This is a genomic window from Streptomyces sp. NRRL B-24484 (genome assembly GCF_000717715.1).
Lineage (GTDB): Bacteria > Actinomycetota > Actinomycetes > Streptomycetales > Streptomycetaceae > Kitasatospora.
Window position 1 is genome coordinate 16,904 of record NZ_JOAI01000027.1, and the last position, 17,411, is coordinate 34,314.

The following is a 17,411-nucleotide window of genomic DNA, read 5'->3' on the forward strand; positions in this document are numbered from 1 at the left end:
AGTTCCCCGCGCCCCTGAGCGAGCACCCGTGAGCGCACGTGCAACCGGTCCCGGGCTGCGCAGCTCCCCGCGCCCCTGAGGGGGTCCCTGGGGGAAGGGGCGCCCGTGAGCACAGAAACCCCGGGAGCGGGCTGCGGCCCCGGAGAGAGGGCTCTCCGGGGCCGCAGCGGTGTGCCTCCGGCCGTCGGCCGGGTGGCGGGGTGTCAGCGCACGCTGGCGCCGGTGGAGCCGCGCATCACGAGCTCCGGCTGGAACATGAACTCCGCGCGCTGCGCGGGGTTGCCGCCGACCTCCTCCAGCAGGGCGTCCACGGCCGCGATGGCCATGGCCTCCACCGGCTGGCGGATCGTGGTCAGCGGCGGCTCGGTGAACGCTATCAACGGCGAGTCGTCGAACCCGACCACCGAGACGTCCTGCGGCACCGCGAGCCCGCGCTGCCGGGCGGCCCGGATCGCGCCGAGCGCCATCATGTCGCTGCCGCACACGATCGCCGTGCAGCCCTTGTCGAGCAGCACGCCGGCCGCGGCGTGCCCGCCCTCCACGCTGAACAGCGTGTGGTGGATGTAGCCGTCGGCCTCCTCCTCGGTCACACCGAGCAGTTCCTGCACGGCCGCCCGGAAGCCCTCGACCTTGCGGAGCACCGGCACGAAGCGCCGCTGCCCGATCGCGAGACCGATCTTCGTGTGGCCGAGCTCGACCAGGTGCTGGACGGCCATCCACATCGCGGCGCGGTCGTCCGGGGAGATGAACGGCGCGGCGATCCGCTCGCTGTAGCCGTTGATCATCACGAACGGCACCTGGCGGCCGATCAGCTTGTTGTACCGCTCGTGGTCGGCGGTGGTGTCGGCGTGCAGTCCGGAGACGAACACGATGCCGGACACCCCCCGCTCCACCAGCAGCTCCACGAGCTCGTCCTCGGTGGAACCACCGGGGGTCTGGGTGCACAGCACCGGCGTGTAGCCGTGCCGGCTGAGCACCTGCTCGATCACCTGCGCGAGCGCGGGGAAGATCGGGTTGTTGAGCTCCGGGATGATCAGGCCGATCAGACCCGCGCTGCGCTGTCGCAGCCGGGTCGGCCTCTCGTACCCGAGTACGTCGAGGGCGGCCAGTACGGTCTGCCGGGTGGTCGCGGAGACGCCCGCCTTGCCGTTGAGGACGCGGCTGACGGTGGCTTCACTGACCCCCGCCTGCGCCGCGATGTCCGAGAGTCGCGCCGTAGTCACGATCCCAGAGCCTATTGCAACCATCTCAGACCGCCCACCATACGGTGCTGTCCGCTGCCAGCAGAATCTCGCCGTCCGCGGCCTCGGTGTCCGCGGAGGACAGCAGGATACGTCCGGGAGCCGCCATCCGGACCGGCGCACCGGTGGTGTTGGAGGTGCAGACGAAGGAGCCCTGCGCGCTGTCGCGACGGAAGGCGAGCACGCCCTCCGGCGCGTCCAGCCAGGTCACGTCGGTGCCGGCGCCGAGCGCGGGGTGCTCGCGGCGGACGGCCAGCGCCGAGCGGTAGAGCTCCAGGGTGGAGGTCGGGTCGCCGGTCTGGACCTCCACGCTGAGGTCGGCCCACTCGGCGGGCTGCGGCAGCCAGCTCGGACCGCCCGCGGCGGGGCCGAAGCCGTACGGGGCCTCGGTGCCGGACCACGGGATCGGCACCCGGCAGCCGTCGCGGAAGCCGTCCTGGCCGGAGGCGCGGAGGAAGGACGGGTCCTGGCGGACCTCGTCCGGCAGGTCGGTGACGTCCGGCAGGCCGAGCTCCTCGCCCTGGTAGACGTAGGCGGAGCCGGGCAGTGCCAGCATCAGCAGGCTGGCGGCGCGGGCGCGGCGCAGGCCGAGCTCGCGGTCGCCGGCGGTGCGGATCTGGGTGCCGAGGCCGGGCTCGTTGGCGAAGCGGGTGGCGTGCCGGGTGACGTCGTGGTTGGAGAGCACCCAGGTGGTGGGGGCGCCGACCGGGCGCATCGAGTCGAGCGAGACGTCGATCACCTCGCGCAGCTCGTCCGCGGCCCAGGAGGTTCCCAGGTACTGGAAGTTGAACGCCTGGTGCAGCTCGTCGGGGCGGACGTAGTTGGCGGTGCGCTGGACGGTCGGGGTCCAGGCCTCGGCGACGCCGATCCGCTGGCCCGGGTACTCGTCGAGGATCTTGCGCCAGTCGCGGTAGATCTGGTGGACGCCGTCCTGGTCGAAGAAGGGCATCACGTCGTTGCCGAGCAGCTTGAGCTGGTCGCCCTCGCCGCCGATGTCGGGCAGGCCGGCCTGCTTGACCATGCCGTGCGCGACGTCGATCCGGAAGCCGTCGACGCCCATGTCCAGCCAGAACCGCAGGATCGAGCGGAACTCGTCGGCGACGGCCCGGTTCTCCCAGTTGAAGTCGGGCTGCTCCGGGGCGAAGAGGTGCAGGTACCACTCGCCCGGGGTGCCGTCCGGGTTGACGGACCGGGTCCAGGCCGGGCCGCCGAAGATCGACTCCCAGTTGTTGGGCGGCAGCTCGCCGTTCTCGCCCTTGCCGGGGCGGAAGTGATAGCGGTCGCGCAGCGGGGAGCCGGGGCCCTCGCGCAGCGCGCGCTGGAACCACTCGTGCTGGTCGGAGGAGTGGTTGGGGACGAGGTCGACGATGATCCGCAGGCCGAGCGCGTGCGCGTCGCGGATCAGCCCGTCGGCGTCCAGCAGGGTGCCGAACATCGGGTCGACCGCGCGGTAGTCGGAGACGTCGTAGCCGGCGTCGGCCTGCGGGGAGGCGTAGAAGGGGGACAGCCAGACCGCGTCGACGCCGAGGTCGCGCAGGTAGGGCAGGCGGCTGCGGATGCCCGGCAGGTCGCCCATGCCGTCGCCGTTGGAGTCGGCGAAGCTGCGCGGGTACACCTGGTAGATGACCGCGTCCCGCCACCAGCCTCTGCTCGCGCCCGCACTCGCTGCGATGGGCTCGGCGGCGGTAACGGAGGCGGGCCCGGAGGCGTCGGCCAGGTTCTGGGTCATGGGTCAGTCATCCCTTGGGGAATCGCGGCGAACGGAGCGTGGTGTGACGGTACGTCGGCCCGACGGCCTCGGCGGGTGCTTCGGCCGCTCGGTGCGTGCGTTCGTCAGGACTTGGCCGCACCGGCGGTGAGTCCGGTGACGAGGTGGCGCTGGACGAGGTAGAAGACCAGCGCGGCCGGCAGCGCGATGAGCACCGAGGTGGTGGCCATCAGCTGCCACTGGTGGTCGTGCTCGCTGATGAAGGACTGCAGGCCGACCGCGAGCGTGTACTTGTCCGAGCTGAGCATGAAGGTCGAGGCGAAGGCGACCTCGGCCCAGGCGGTGAGGAAGGAGTAGAAGGCGGCGACGGCCAGGCCCGGGCGGGCCAGCGGCAGGATCAGCCGCCAGAAGGTGCCGAACGGGGAGAGCCCGTCGACCCGGCCGGCCTCGTCGATCTCCACCGGGATGGTGTCGAAGTAGCCCTTCAGCAGCCAGGCGCAGTACGGGACGGTGGTGCCGGAGTAGACCAGGATCAGGCCGAAGTAGCTGTCCAGCAGCTGGAGGTTGGACAGGATGTAGTACATCGGCACGATCAGCACGGCGATCGGGAACATCTGGGTCACCAGCAGCGTCCACATCAGCTGCTTGTGGCCGGCGAAGCGCATCCGGGACACGGCGTAGCCGGTGCTGGCGGCGAGCATGACGCCGACGACCGTGGTGCCGGCGGCGACGATCACCGAGTTGCCGAACCAGGTGAAGAAGTCGGTCTGGTTGAGCACCTTGTCGTAGTTCGACAGGGTCGCCTTGCCGAGGATCCGGCCCGGGTGGAGGTAGTCCATGTCGTCGGGGCCGAGCGAGATGTAGGCGATGTAGACGACGGGGAAGAGCGCGATGAGGCTGGCCGTGATCAGCGCGAGGTGGCTGAGCACGGAGGCGAGGGGGCTGCGCTGCTCACGGCTGCGGACCTTCGCCGGCCGGGCTGCGTGGGCGGCCGAGGAGCGGGCGGCCGGTCGTTCGGTGGTGGTGGTCATCGGGTACCTGCCTCGTGGATGTCGCTGGTCTGCTGGATGCGCGCGGCGCTCAGCCGTTCGCCTGCTCGTTGCGGGCGAGCCAACGGCGGTAGAAGCTCGTGAAGACGATCAGGAGCGAGAGCAGCAGGACGCCGTAGGTGGCGGACTGCGCGTAGTCGCGGGGCATCTGACCGAAGCCGAGGCGGTAGGCCCAGGTGACCAGGATCTGGGCGTCGGGTGCGCCGTTGCCGAACAGCAGGAAGATGACGGCGAACTGGTTGAAGGTCCAGATCACGCCGAGCAGGACGACGGTGCTGCTGACGGTGCGCAGGCCCGGCAGGGTGACGTAGCGGAAGCGCTGCCAGGGGCTGGCGCCGTCCATCTCGGCGGCCTCGTAGAGCTCGGCCGGGATGGACTGCAGGCCGCCGAGGAGCGAGACCATCATGAAGGGCACGCCGACCCAGGTGTTGACGGCGATGGCGGCGGCCTTCTGCGCGAACGGGTCGGAGAGCCAGCCGGGCTCCGGCAGGCCGACGGAGCCGAGGACGGCGTTGATCGCACCGCCGTCGGCGAGCATCAGGCGCCAGGAGAAGACGGTGACGAAGGTCGGCACGGCCCAGGGCAGGATCAGCAGCATCCGGTAGAGGCCGCGGCCGCGGAGCTTCTGGTTGAGCAGCAGGGCGAGCGCCAGGCCGATCGTGTAGTGCAGGACGACGCAGATGGCCGTCCAGGCGATCGTCCACACGAAGTGCGACCAGAAGCGGTCGTACGAGCCGGGGCCCCACAGCACGTCGGCGTAGTTGTGCAGGCCGACGAACTTGAAGCTGTCCGGGATGTGGTTGACGCCGATCTGGCGGCCGGTGTTGAGGCTGGTGGCGTCGGTGAGCGTCAGGTAGACGCCGCGCACGAGCGGGTAGCCGACGAGCACGCCGAGCACGATCACGACCGGCGCGATCATGGCGTAGGCGTACCAGTACTTGCTGTACGAGAGCTTGATGCGCTCCACGAGGCCCGGACGCGGTTCGCGGCCGCGGCTGCTCTTGCCGGGAGCGCCCTGCACGGCGACTGCCATTGTTGACACCTTTTCGGGAGGTCCGCCGCCTCGCGCCGGCGACTGGGTCTTCGTACGGGGGTGGCCGACGGCCGCCCGGCCCACCAGGGGTGGGCCGGGCGGCCGGGGGTGTTACTTGGCGAAGCCGGGGAGGAGCTTCGCGTAGTCGACGGCGGTGGCGTCGAGGCCGGTCTTGGTGTCGGCCTGGCCCTGGACGATCTTGGCGAGGTTGGTGCCGATCGAGGCGAACAGCGAGCCGTACTCGGGCAGCTCGGGCCGCGGCTGGGCGGAGCCCAGGATGGCCTGGTAGCCCGCGATGCCCAGGTTCGCCTTGACCTCGGCGGTGTAGGCGTCACCACGGGTCGGCAGGGTGGAGTTCTTCAGCGCGAGGGTGCTCTGGCTCTCGGCCGAGGTCAGGAACGCGGCGAGCTTCTCTGCAGCGGCCTTGTGGGCGGCGTCGGAGCCGGCGTAGACGGAGACGTTGTGGCCGCCGGTGGGGGCGCCGGCCTTGCCGGTGGAGCCGGCCGGGACGGGCGCGATGCCCAGGTTCGCCTTGTTGCTGAACGCGGCGCCCTTGTAGACGTTGGTGATCTCCCAGGGACCCTGGATGATCATCGCGACCTTGCCGGTGTTGAAGGCGTCCATCATGTGGGCGTACGAGTCGGTCGTGGTGTCGGCCTTGACCGTGCCGGGCGAGGTGAACATCGACTTGTAGGTCTCGATGGCCTTGGTGGCCTCGGGCGAGTTGATGGTGATCTTCTTGCCCTTGGCGTCCACCATGTCGGTGCCCTCGCCGAAGAGGAACGGCATCGCGTAGTAGCCGTCGCCGGCCCGCATGAAGAAGCCGTCGACACCCGCCTTGTCCTTGACCAGGGCGGCGTCGGCCTTGAGCTCGTCCCAGGTCGCGGGGGCCTTGGTGATGCCGGCCTTGGCGAACAGGTCCTTGTTGTAGAGGAGGCCGAGGGTGTCGGTGACCAGCGGGGCGCCGTAGGTCTTGCCGTCGAACTTGGCCTGCTGGATCAGGCTCGGCTGGAAGGCCGACGCGTCGGGGAGCGCCGGGGTGCCGTCCAGCGGCTCCAGGAAGCCGGCCTTGGCGAAGGCCGAGGTCCAGCCGACCTCGGAGCGGAAGGCGTCCGGTGCGCCCTTGGCGCCCATCGCGGTCTGCAGCTTGTTCTGCGCCTGGTCGAACGGCACGTTGACGAAGTTGACCTTGATGTTCGGGTTGGCTGCCTCGAACTTCTGGACCAGCGCCTGGTAGGTCGGAGCCTCGTTGGTGGCGTTGGACGTGTCCCAGTAGGTGATGGTGACCGGACCGCCGTCGCCCTTGGCGTCCGAGTTGGAGCCGCTGCTGCCACAGGCTGCAAGGGAAACCGCAAGGGCCGCAACGAGAGCGGAGGCCGCGATGCCACGCCGCATGAGAACTCCTAGGAAGGTGGGGGTGCCCGAATTGGTGGAGGACCGCGCATAATGGCTGTCCCGTGCCGACTGCGCCGTTGCGGCCGTCGGGCTTGTGGAGGAACGTAACAGCGCCGAAAGCCAACCTGAAAGCCCTTGCAGCAACTTTCTGCAAGAGTGATTCAGATCGTTACATGCGCGTGTCCTCCGAGTTGCCGGCGCGCGAACCGGCCCCGCACCCCCCGTGGCCTGCATCACTCCCGGCCACCCCGGGCATGCGAACGGCCCGTGCCGGCCGGGGTCGTCCCCGGTGGCACGGGCCGTCGTTGCGGTGGTTTGCAGCAACCGTTCTCGGTCGGACGGGCCCGCGGGCCCGTCCCGGACGGTCTCCGGGCCTCAGGCGGTGCCGAGGCGCAGCACCGTCGTCGAGCGGAACTCGTCCCCCGGGCGCAGCAGCGTCGACGGGTACGAGGGGTGGTGCGGCGAGTCCGGGTGGTGCTGGGTCTCCAGGGCGACGCCGGCGTACGGGCCGTACGGGACGCCGCGGGCGCCGGTGACCGCGCCGTGGAAGCCGTTGGCGGTGTAGACCTGGATCCCCGGCTCGGTGGTGAGGACCTCCAGGGTGCGGCCGCTCTCCGGGTCCTCCAGCAGGGCGGCGCGGGACGGGCCGCCGTCGGCGGGGCGCTCGCGCAGCACCCAGTTGTGGTCGTAGCCGTGGGCGGCGGCGACCTGCGGGTGGTTCTCGGCGATGCCCTTGCCGATCGGCCGGGCGGTGGTGAAGTCGAAGGGCGTGCCGGTCACCGCCTCGAACGGGCCGAGCGGGATCTGCCGGGCGTCGACCGGGGTGTAGTGGTCGGCGTCCAGGGTGAGCAGGTGGCCGAGCACGTCGCCGCTGCCCTCGCCGGCGAGGTTGAAGTAGGCGTGGTTGGTCAGGTTGACCACGGTGGGCTTGCTGGTGACGGCGTGGTACTCGATGGTCACGGCGTCGGCGGAGAGGGTGTAGGAGACGGTGACGTCGAGGCCGCCGGGGAAGCCCTGGTCGCCGTCGGGGCTGTGCAGTGCGAGCCGTACGCCGCCGGGGATCTCCTCTGCCTCCCAGATCCGGTGGGCGAACCCGTCGGGGCCGCCGTGCAGGGTGACGCCGTTGCCGGTCGGGGCGAGCGGGTGGTCCTCGCCGTCGACGGTGATCCGGCAGTCGGCGATCCGGTTGGCGTAGCGGCCCACGGTGGTGCCGTAGTGGCGGGCGGCGCCGAGGATCTGCGGCAGGTCCTCGGTGGAGAGCAGGATCTGGTCGGGCGTGCCGTTGCGGTCGGGCGCGGTGAGGGTGTGCAGGGTGGCGCCGAGGGTGAGGACGCTGGCCTCCAGCGGGCCGTTGCGCAGGGTCCAGCGCTCGATCGCCGCGCCCGCGCCGCTGGGTTCGAAGGGCCCGTGCCGGACCTCCGTGGCCTGTGCGGATGCCGCCATGGCCTGCTCCTCACCGAAGCGGCCGCGACCGCCTCACCTCGACAGTGTTCGATTATGGGCGATCTTGTCGCTCCGGGAGCAGCCTAGCCCGGCCGGAGCCCCGTACGGCGCTGCTGCGCGGTACGTGCCCCGGCCGGTCGGAGCCGTCGGCCCGGTTCAGTCGCCGTCGCCGGTGTGGGTGTCCTTGTCGGGCAGCCCGAGGGCGGCCGCCAGGCCCTCCGGCCCGGTGCCCGCTTTGCGGTGCACGGCGGCCAGTCGGCGGTGCACCAGGCTGAGCGGCAGGTCGAGGTGTTCGGCGATCCGCTGCGGCGGCAGGCCGCGGACGGCGAGTTCGGCGACCTCCCACTCGTGCTGGCTGAGGGCGTCCTTGGTGAGGGTGCGCAGCCGGTTGGGGCGCAGTCCGGAGACGGCGAGTTCGCGGCGGGCGCGGGCGACCAGGCCGTCGGCGCCGCACTGCTGGGCGAGTTCCATGCCCTGGTAGAGGTACTCGCCGGCGTCGACCAGCCGGCCGCTGCGGCGCAGTGCGGCGCCGAGGTCGACCAGGGCGTGGGCGTGCTCGTGGCCGGCCGGGGACTGGCCGAGCACGGCCACGGCCTCCTCCAGCAGTTCGACCACGACGGGGCCCTCGCTGACGGCGGCCTGCAGGCGCAGGGCGGCGCCGACCGCGGAGGCCGAGCCGAACGTCCGGGCCCGGTCGACGCCGAGCTGCGCGTACTTCCGGGCTTCGTCCGGCTCGTCCGGGAGGAGGGCGAGCGCGAGGTGGCCGGCCCAGGGCGCCCAGACGGTGTTGTGGCGGTCGCGGGCGGTCAGCTGTTCGCCGACCTGCCGGAGCACCTCGGCGGCCTCGGTGAGTTCGCCGCGGGCGAGCAGCAGCTTGCCGTAGAGGGTGGGTGCGTCGGGCAGCACCATCGCGGTCTCGTGGTAGGGCGGGGCGAAGCGGTACTGCTCGGCGAGCTCCCAGGCCTCCTGGACGCGGCCGCGGGCGAGCAGGGTGTCGGCGAGGACGCCGACGATGTCCCACTGCAGCGGCAGGTCGGGGGCGATCCGCTCGGAGATCCGCAGGCCGCGGCGGAGGAAGTCCTCGGCCTCCAGCAGGAAGCCGCGGCGGAACCGGACGAGGCCCATGAGGAAGTAGGCGAAGCCGCGGTGGGCGCCGCTCCATCCGGCGACCTCGAATTCCATGATCGCGTCGGAGAACAGCCGCTCGGCGCGGATCAGCTCGTCGGTGTAGGTGAGGGTGAGGCCGACCAGGGCTGGCAGTTCGAAGCCCCAGGTGGTGCCCGTCCAGCCGAGTTCGGCGGGCAGTCGGCCGTTGACCAGGGCCCGGTCGGCGAGTTCCACGGCGCTGGCGGCGGACGCGCCGCGCAGCGTGAGGTCCCAGGCCCGCATGGCGAGCAGGGCGCGTTCGGCGCTGTCCCGGCCGGTGACCGAGGCGGCGAGCTGTTCCAGCCGCTCGGAGCGGCCGACGGCGTCGTCCTCCTCGCGCTGGAAGGCGGCCCACATGAAGTGCGCGGCCTGCAGGCGGAGCCGGCCCGGGCCCTGCGGGGTGCGCAGCGCCTCCTCCTGGCAGACCGCGGCGGCCCGGGTCAGCTGGCCGGCGTGGGCGAGCGCCTCGGAGAGCCGGAAGGTCGCGTCGACCCGCAGCGCGGGGCTGAGGCCGTTCTCCGGTTCCAGGGCGACGGTGAGCTGGTTGACGGTGGCGGCCGGGTCGGTGAGCAGGGCGGAGCAGCCGAGCTCGTACATCACCTCGGCGCGGATGTCCTCGTCCGGCGGCTCGTTGAGGGCGCGTTCGAGGCAGCGCTTGGCGGCGTCCGGGGCGCCGATGGCGAGGTGTTCCTGGGCGGCCTTGCGCAGCTTGCGGACGATCGCGTCGTCGCCCTCGGGGAGCACCTCCAGCAGGTGCCGGGAGGCGGCGAGCATCGAGCCGCCGGCGTTCTCGATGGCGGTGGCCGCGATGCCGTGCATGGCGGTCTTGGTGGCGGCCGGCATGGTGAGGTAGATCGAGGTGCCGATCAGCGGGTGGACGAACTCCAGCCGGCCGTTGGGCTGGCTGGTGAGGACGCGCTGGCGGCGCAGCAGGCGGACGGACTCCTCGGCCTGGTCGGGGCCCTGGGCGGAGATGGCGGCGGCCAGGCTCTGCCGGATGTCGGTGCCGAGCAGGGCGGCGGCCCAGGCGAACCGCAGGGTGGTGGGGCCGAGCTTGTCCAGCCAGTGCTGCAGCGTCTCGACGGTGCGGCCGGCGTCGACCGTCTCCGCGAGCACGGTGTTGACCGCCGCGTACCCCGCCGACTCGGCGCGGTAGGACTGGGGTGCGCGCCGGAAGTACCAGCGGGAGCCGGCGAGCAGCAGCGGCAGGCCGATCAGTGCGGTGGCGGCGAGCAGCGGAGCGGTCAGCACCAGCGCGCCGAGCACGAGGACGACGGAGACCACCGCGACGGCGAGCTCGGGGACGGCCTCGCGGACCGACTTGGCGAGCCGGTCGATGTCGGTGGTCCCCCGGGAGACGAGGTCTCCGGTGCCGGCGCGCTCCAGCACGCCGGGCGGCAGGGCGACCGACCGGACGAGGAAGTCCTCGCGCAGGTCGGCCAGCACCTCCTCGCCGAGGATGCTGCCGCGCAGCCGGGACAGCCCGATGAACACGGACTGGACGACCAGGGCGGCGAGGTACCAGCCGACGGCGGTGAGGATGCGGCCCTCGGTGGTGCCGGCGGAGAGCGACTCGACGAGCGAGCCGAGCACCCAGGGGCCGACCAGGCCGGCCAGGGTGGCGACCGAGTGCAGCGCGACGACGGCGGTGAAGCCGCCGCGGTGGCGGCGGGCGAGCAGCCGGACGTAGGCGCGGACGGTGGCCGGGCGGGCCACCGGGAGCATGGTGGCTGGCCCCTGCTCCTGGACGGTGGGGGGCTTCAGGCCTCGGGGGAGCCGCATGCCGCCTCCTTCGTGGTCGGGTTCGGCGCGGGGGTGCCGGCGGCCGGGGTCGTGTCGACGGCAGGGTCCGGACCGGCAGCAGGGTGCGGGCCGGTCTCGGAGTCCGGGCCGGCGGTGTCCTCCTCGCGGGTGACGACGGCGCGGTACTGCGCGTGGTCGGCGACCAGGTCGCGGTGGGTACCGGCGGCGGCGACCCGGCCGTCCTGGACGAGCACCACGCGGTCGGCCTGGTCGAGCAGCAGCGGGCTGGTGGCGAAGACCACGGTGGTGCGGCCGTCGCGGACCTTGCGCAGGCCGGCCGCGATCCGCGACTCGGTGTGGGCGTCGACGGCGCTGGTGGGCTCGTCCATCACGAGCACCGGCGGGTCGGCGACCAGCGAGCGGGCGAGGGCCAGCCGCTGCCGCTGGCCGCCGGAGAGCGAGCGGCCCCGCTCGGTGATCCGGGCGGCCATCGGGTCGCCGCCGCACTCCGGCGAGCCGTCGACGAGGGCGTCGAGCACGTCCTCGGCGCGGGCGGCGGCCAGCGCCTCGGCGGTCTCCACCCGGCCGGCGCCGGGGACGTCCAGCAGTTCGGCCAGCGTGCCGGAGAGCAGCACCGGCTCCTTGTCGTGGACGAGCACGGCGGCCCGGGCGTCGGCCAGCGGCACGCCGTCCAGCGGGACGCCGCCGAGGCGGACGGAGGGCTGCTGCGGTTCGTCCTCGCCGAGCGGGACGTGCCCGCCGAGCCGGGCGGCGAGCGCTCCCGCGACGTCGGGGTCGCCGCAGACCACGGCGGTGAGCCGGCCGGCCCGGGCGGTGAGGCCGGTGACCGGGTCGTGCAGGTCGCCGCGCTCGGGCCGGACGAGGCTCTCCGGGAAGTCGCTGCCGGGGGCGGTGCGGCTCAGCGCGAGGACCCGGGCGGCCCGGCCGGCCGAGACCCGGGCCACCGACCAGGCGTGCGCGGCCTCGCCGAGGATCCGCAGCGGCGCGGCGAGGAAGGCCGTCGCGCCGTACACGGCGACGAGCTCGCCGATGCCGAGCGCGCCGGTGGCGGCGAGGTGGGCGCCGTACCACGTGACGCCGACGACGAACAGTCCGGGCAGCAGGACCTGCTGGGCCTGCATCAGCGACCAGGTGCGGGAGGCCCGGACGGCGGCCCGGCGGACCTTCTGCGAGGCGGTGCGGTACCGCTCCAGGAAGAGCTCCTCGCCGCCGATGCCGCGCAGCACGCGCAGGCCCGCGACGGTGTCGGCGGCGAGCTCGGTGGCCTTGCCGCCGAGGGCGCGCTGCTCGGAGTAGCGCCGTTCGAACGGGCCGAGCAACGGCCAGACGGCGGCGGCGAGCACCGGCACGCCGAGCAGGACGGCGGCGCCGAGCAGCGGCTCCCGGACGAGCACGACCACGCTGACGCCGAGCCAGACCAGCACGGCGGCGCGGACCCGGGCCATCAGCTCGACGTACCAGCCGATCTTCTCGACGTCGCCGCTGCTGACGGCGACCACCTCACCGGTGGCGATCCGGCGGGAGAGGCCGGCCCCGAGCCGGGACGCCCGGCGGGCGACGAGCTGACGGACCTGGGCGGCGCAGGTGATCCAGTTCCACACCGCCTGGCGGTGCAGCAGCACCGTGCCGACGGCCTGGAGGACGGCGAGCAGGGCGGCCAGGCCGCCGGCCCGCCAGATTCCGGCGGTGTCGCCGTCGATCGCGGCCTGGATGCCGAGGCCGAGGGCGAGCGGCAGGGCCGCCTGGCAGCCCATTTCGAGGACGCCCCAGCAGGTGGCGAGCACCTGTCCGCGGCGCTGGGCGCGGGAGAGCCAGCGGAGCAGGCCCAGCGGGGAGGAGAGGTCGGGTCTGCCGGGGTCGTCCAGCGGCAGGTGTGCGAGCGGCATGACGCTCCGTTACGGGTGGTGCGGGCAGGTCGGGGCGCTCGGCCCGGGTCGCGGGCACGGCGGCGGGCCCGGCGCAGGACGCGGCCAGGGCTTCGGGAGGCGGTGGCGGGGGCGGCTGGCCCGCTCGGGGGCGGCGGGGCGCCGGACACGGTTCAGGACGTCATGGTCACCGAGCGTCCCCGTCGCGGTGTGGCGCACGCAACAGGTTTTCCGGGCGACCCGCGGAATTCCGGCCAGGTCGGCGGCGGGTCTCACCGGATCGAGGGAATATCCGCACACCGGGAATGTTTTCCCCGCCGCCCCCGTTGGCCGCCTCCGGAAGCATTGGACGACCAGGAGGGCACCCCTTCCGTGAGCACCATCCCCAGCGTCACGCTCAACGACGGCGCGGAGATCCCGCAGCTCGGCTTCGGCGTCTGGCAGGTTCCGGACGCGGAGGCCGCGCCGGCGGTCCGCGCGGCGATCGAGGCGGGCTACCGCTCGATCGACACCGCGGCCGTGTACGAGAACGAGACCGGCACCGGTGTCGCGATAGCCGAGTCGGGCGTGGCCCGCGAGGAGCTGTTCGTCACCACCAAGCTGTGGAACTCCGGCACCGTCGACTGGTCCGGGCAGCAGGGCCGGGACGCCGTGCTCCGCGCGTTCGACGACTCGCTGGCCAAGCTCGGCCTCGACCACGTCGACCTGTACCTGATCCACTGGCCGCGGCCGATGCACGGCTCCTTCGGCAACATCTGGAAGGCCTTCGAGCAGCTCGCCGCGGACGGCCGGGCGAAGTCGGTCGGCGTCTCCAACTTCGGTCCGCAGCAGCTGGAGGTGCTGCTGCAGGAGAGCTCGGTGGCGCCGGTGCTCAACCAGGTGGAGCTGCACCCCTACTTCCCTCAGCACGAGCTGCGGGCCTTCCACGCGGAGCACGGCATCGCGACCGAGGCGTGGAGCCCGCTCGGCCAGGGCAAGTCGCTGCTCGGCGAGCCGGCGCTGACGAAGGTGGCCGCCAAGCACGGCCGCACCCCGGCCCAGGTGGTGCTGCGCTGGCACCTGCAGAGCGGCGTCATCGCGATCCCGAAGTCGGTCACCCCGTCGCGGATCAAGGAGAACCTCGACGTGACCGGCTTCGAGCTGGACGCCGAGGACCTCGCGGCGATCGCCTCGATCGACACCGGCACCCGGATCGGCCCGGACCCGCAGGGCTTCGACTGGAACTGAGCCGCCCGTAACGGTCCGTGCGACGGCCGGCCGTACCCCGGGGGTGCGGCCGGCCGTCGCGGGTACGCCCGAGGGCCGTCACTCCGCACAGGTGACGGCCCTCGGGCGTGTGCGCGGACGGGCCGCGCGGCTGCCGAATCGTTCCGCCCGGCTAGAGCCGGGCGGTCTTGGCGAGCAGGGCCAGTGCCTGCTCGTGCTCCTCCGGATCCAGCGGGGAGAGGAGCAGTTCCTGCACCTCGCGCACCCCGGCCGCCGACCGGTGCAGGAGGTCCTGCCCGGCGGGCGAGAGCGACAGCAGGTTGCGCCGCCCGTCCGAGGGGTCGCGGCGGCGCAGCACCAGGCCGCGCCGGACGAGCCGGCTGACCATCTCGGCCATCGTCGCCTTGTCGAGCGAAGCGAGTTCGCCGACGGTGCGCTGGTCCGCACCGGGCTCGGTCTCCAGCGCTTCCAGCACCGCATACTGGGGCGCGGTCAGATCGGCTCCGACCTTCTCGGACCAGAGCTTGGTGTGCACCTGCTGGGCCACCCTGATGAGGTAGCCGATCGCCCGCTGGGCGTCGAGCAGCGGGCGCGCGTCGGTCAGCGCGGCGACCGCGGCCGGCTCCAGCCGGGCTATCTTGGCCATGACCCGGACGATCTCGATCTGCTCGTCGGGGGTGAGCGGCTCGAAGAGCGTCCGCTGGACGCGGACGACTCCGCCGGTGGCCTCGCGGACCGCCTGGGCGCCGTTCTGAGACAGGGCCAGCAGCTTGCGTCGGCCGTCGGCCGGGTCGCGCCGGCGCAGCACGAGGCCGCGTCGGACGAGTCGGGCCACCATCTCGGCCATCGTCGCCTTGTCCAGCGAGGCCCGTTCGCCCACGGTGCGCTGATCGGCACCGGGCTCCAGGGCGAGCGCGAGGAGCACGGCGAACTGCGGAGCCGTCAGATCGGCTCCGACGTGCTCGGACCACAAGCGGGTGTGCACCTGCTGGGCCACTCGGGTTGTCGGGATCTCCCCCAGCACCATGAAATCCGTCCCGGTGTCACGCTCGGTGTGTGTGGGACACCCGAGCGGGGCAGTAACGGCGAGTAAGCGTCCCGCTGTGTGGGAGGGCGCGTCAGCCGTGCAGCCGGTGGCTGCTGGCGCACACTATACAAACGGTCGAGCCGCCCTGGCAGGCAGGGGCTGATAGTAGTCGCATGTTCGGCAAAGTTGGCATATTTCCGCCATCTGTCGGGCCCACGACAGGTCGGGTTTCGCCCGTCCGGCCGCTGCCCGCCCTCACCCTCCGTCACCTGCGGCTCTACACCCTGGCCCATGAGGCTACCCGCCGGTAGGGTGTCCGCGCAGCGCGCTGTGTACCACCTTTCGCCCCGGGCTCACCGGCCGGGGCACGCGGGGAGGCCGCCGCCCCCGGTGCCGGCCTCCCTCCCCTCCGAGAGAGACGAGTACGAGCATGACCGAGCAGTCCCCCGCCACCCGGGTCGCCGTCGTCACCGGTGGCGCCCGCGGCATCGGTGCCGCCACCGCCCTGCGCCTGGCCGCCGACGGCTACGCCGTCGCCGTGGTCGACCTGGAGGAGTCCGCGGGCAAGCAGACCGTGGACGCCATCGTGGCCGCGGGCGGCCGTGCGCTCGCCGTCGGCGCCGACGTCTCGAACGCGGAGCAGGTGCAGGCCGCCGTCGACCGGATCGCCGCCGAACTCGGCGCCCCCGTGGTGCTGGTGAACAACGCCGGTGTGCTCCGCGACAACCTGCTCTTCAAGATGTCCGAGTCCGACTGGGACACCGTCATGAACGTGCACCTCAAGGGCGCCTTCCTGATGACCCGTGCGGTGCAGAAGCACATGGTGGACGCCGGTTTCGGACGGATCGTCAACCTCTCCTCCTCCTCGGCGCAGGGCAACCGCGGCCAGGCCAACTACTCGTCGGCCAAGGCCGGTCTGCAGGGCTTCACCAAGACCCTCGCGATCGAGCTCGGCAAGTTCGGCATCACCGCCAACGCGGTCGCCCCGGGCTTCATCGCCACCGACATGACCGCCGCCACCGCCGCCCGGGTCGGCATGGAGTTCGAGGCGTTCAAGCAGGCCGCCGCGACCCAGATCCCGGTGAACCGGGTCGGCACCCCCGAGGACATCGCGCACACCATCTCCTTCCTGGCGAGCGAGGGCGCGGGCTTCGTCTCCGGCCAGGTCGTGTACGTGGCCGGCGGCCCGCTCGACTGACCGCGGGAACGGGTGCTGCGGACCGCGCCCGCGGCGGCGGCACGTCCGCGCCGGCCGCCACGGGTGCGGAAGAAGCCAGAGCGTCGCAGTGCGCTCAGGCCCTCCGATGGTCCACACTCGGTAGCAGACGTCCGCTGCCCGAGGAGGGCGGCGGAGCCGCAGCCGACCGCTCGCCGACGGCACGGCCGGCACTCGTACCACTGGAGGCCTCCATGTCCGAGTCCACTGACAGCCGATCGATGCCCACCCCGGACCACCTGCTCCACACCGGGGCGGAGCACCCCGTCGACCCCGAGGACCTGGTGATGGCCTCCGGCCGCACCCCCACGCCGGAGCTGATCGAGAAGGCCCGGCAGGACCTCCAGAAGTACGGCCGGGTCGCCGTCGAGCGCCTGCTCCCCTGACCTGGAGCCCGTACCGCCGCCGCCGAGGGGCCCCGCCACCGCGGGGCCCCTCGCGCTTCCCGGCTCCTCGCACATGCCCGGCTGGGCCGCCGCGGAGCGGGCCCGCACCGGACCGCCGCCGTACGGCCGGAGGGCAGCGGGGCAGCGGGTAGGGTCTCTGGGGTGCGAGTCCTGACCGAACCCCCTCTCGACCGGCGGTCAGCGTCCGTTCCGCCGGCGGTGCCGGCCCGGGCGCCGATCGGCCGCCGACGCGCGCTGCTGATCGCCGTCACCGCGCTGGTGTACGCGGCGGTCGTGGTCGGGGTGCTCGCCGACACCGCACTGGTGCGCTTCGACTGGTGGCTGGAGCTGCTGAAGCCGTACAAGCGGTGGCCCGAGGTGCAGTCGCTGCTCGACGTGTGGATCGTGGCGGGCCAGCGCGGCCCGTCCGCGATCGCCGCGTGCCTCTGGCTCGGCTGGCGCTCCTGGCGCAGCCGCACGGTTCGGCCGCTGCTGGTGATGGGCGCCGCCCTGCTGCTCCTCAACATCACCGTCGGCGGCGTCAAGATCCTCACCGGGCGGCTCGGCCCGCACTACGCACACGTCATCGACTCCCCCGAGCTGTTCGCCGGAGGAACGATCTTCCCGTCCGGGCACACCGCCAACGCGGTGGTGACCTGGGGCGTCCTCGCCTACCTCGCGGTGCGGTGGCGGCGCACCGGCGCGCTGCTGGCCGGGCTGACGGCGGCGTCGATCGGCCTCACCACGGTCTACCTCGGCACCCACTGGATCTCGGACGTCGTGGCCGGGTGGACGGCCGGCCTGCTGGTGCTGCTCGCCCTGCCGCTGGCCGAGCCGGCGGTGGACGCCGCGGACCGCTGGGTCACCGCGCTGTACCACGGACCCTCCGGCCGCTCCGGGCGCTGATCCCCGGGCCTACCCTGGAAGGGGGC

At 72.9% G+C, this 17,411-nt stretch carries 13 protein-coding genes; 4 read left to right on the forward strand and 9 right to left on the reverse strand.

The window, feature by feature from the left end:
* Window positions 1–203: 203 nt before the first annotated feature.
* The 8 genes from IE98_RS0123625 to IE98_RS0123660 form a co-directional block, all read right to left on the reverse strand.
* Window positions 204–1,247, reverse strand: coding sequence for a LacI family DNA-binding transcriptional regulator (locus IE98_RS0123625; protein ID WP_030272050.1), 1,044 nt, complete (start codon window positions 1,245–1,247; stop codon window positions 204–206).
* Window position 1,248: 1 nt separating this feature from the next.
* On the reverse strand, window positions 1,249–2,970 hold the full coding sequence (locus IE98_RS0123630; RefSeq protein WP_030272052.1) for a glycoside hydrolase family 13 protein: 1,722 nt from the start codon (window positions 2,968–2,970) through the stop codon (window positions 1,249–1,251).
* A gap of 104 nt (window positions 2,971–3,074) precedes the next feature.
* Complete coding sequence (locus IE98_RS0123635) at window positions 3,075–3,980, reverse strand: sugar ABC transporter permease (RefSeq protein ID WP_030272054.1); 906 nt, start codon at window positions 3,978–3,980, stop codon at window positions 3,075–3,077.
* A gap of 49 nt (window positions 3,981–4,029) precedes the next feature.
* A complete protein-coding gene (locus IE98_RS0123640) occupies window positions 4,030–5,031 on the reverse strand; it encodes a carbohydrate ABC transporter permease (RefSeq protein ID WP_030272056.1) in 1,002 nt (333 codons plus the stop codon).
* Window positions 5,032–5,142: 111 nt separating this feature from the next.
* Window positions 5,143–6,426 (reverse strand): extracellular solute-binding protein, encoded by a 1,284-nt coding sequence (locus IE98_RS0123645; protein WP_030272058.1) that lies wholly within the window; start codon window positions 6,424–6,426, stop codon window positions 5,143–5,145.
* Between the two features lie 375 nt (window positions 6,427–6,801).
* The gene (locus IE98_RS0123650; protein WP_030272060.1) at window positions 6,802–7,869 is read right to left on the reverse strand and encodes an aldose epimerase family protein; all 1,068 of its coding nucleotides are present in this window, start codon (window positions 7,867–7,869) and stop codon (window positions 6,802–6,804) included.
* A 156-nt stretch (window positions 7,870–8,025) separates the two neighbouring features.
* A complete protein-coding gene (locus tag IE98_RS0123655; RefSeq protein ID WP_052390868.1) occupies window positions 8,026–10,797 on the reverse strand; it encodes an ABC transporter transmembrane domain-containing protein in 2,772 nt (923 codons plus the stop codon).
* Window positions 10,776–12,665 carry an ABC transporter transmembrane domain-containing protein gene (locus IE98_RS0123660; protein WP_078661235.1) on the reverse strand — a complete coding sequence of 630 codons (1,890 nt, stop codon included), beginning with the start codon at window positions 12,663–12,665 and terminating at the stop codon, window positions 10,776–10,778. Before IE98_RS0123660 ends, IE98_RS0123655 begins: the two co-directional genes overlap by 22 nt.
* 351 nt (window positions 12,666–13,016) lie before the next feature.
* Here IE98_RS0123660 and IE98_RS0123665 point away from each other — a divergent pair, with 351 nt between their 5' ends.
* Complete coding sequence (locus IE98_RS0123665) at window positions 13,017–13,871, forward strand: aldo/keto reductase (RefSeq protein WP_030272067.1); 855 nt, start codon at window positions 13,017–13,019, stop codon at window positions 13,869–13,871.
* A 151-nt stretch (window positions 13,872–14,022) separates the two neighbouring features.
* On the opposite strand, the gene IE98_RS46670 is transcribed toward IE98_RS0123665, so the two are convergent.
* Complete coding sequence (locus IE98_RS46670; RefSeq protein ID WP_078661236.1) at window positions 14,023–14,877, reverse strand: MarR family winged helix-turn-helix transcriptional regulator; 855 nt, start codon at window positions 14,875–14,877, stop codon at window positions 14,023–14,025.
* A gap of 430 nt (window positions 14,878–15,307) precedes the next feature.
* Here IE98_RS46670 and fabG point away from each other — a divergent pair, with 430 nt between their 5' ends.
* The 3 genes from fabG (at window position 15,308) to IE98_RS0123690 (ending at window position 17,385) form a co-directional block, all read left to right on the forward strand.
* Entirely contained in the window at window positions 15,308–16,075 is a 768-nt protein-coding gene (gene fabG, locus IE98_RS0123680; protein ID WP_030272069.1) for a 3-oxoacyl-ACP reductase FabG, read from the forward strand.
* A 212-nt stretch (window positions 16,076–16,287) separates the two neighbouring features.
* Window positions 16,288–16,479, forward strand: coding sequence for a hypothetical protein (locus IE98_RS0123685; RefSeq protein WP_030272071.1), 192 nt, complete (start codon window positions 16,288–16,290; stop codon window positions 16,477–16,479).
* Window positions 16,480–16,641: 162 nt separating this feature from the next.
* Window positions 16,642–17,385: a phosphatase PAP2 family protein gene (locus tag IE98_RS0123690; protein WP_324605794.1), complete on the forward strand. Its 744-nt coding sequence runs from the start codon at window positions 16,642–16,644 to the stop codon at window positions 17,383–17,385.
* Window positions 17,386–17,411 lie beyond the last annotated feature (26 nt).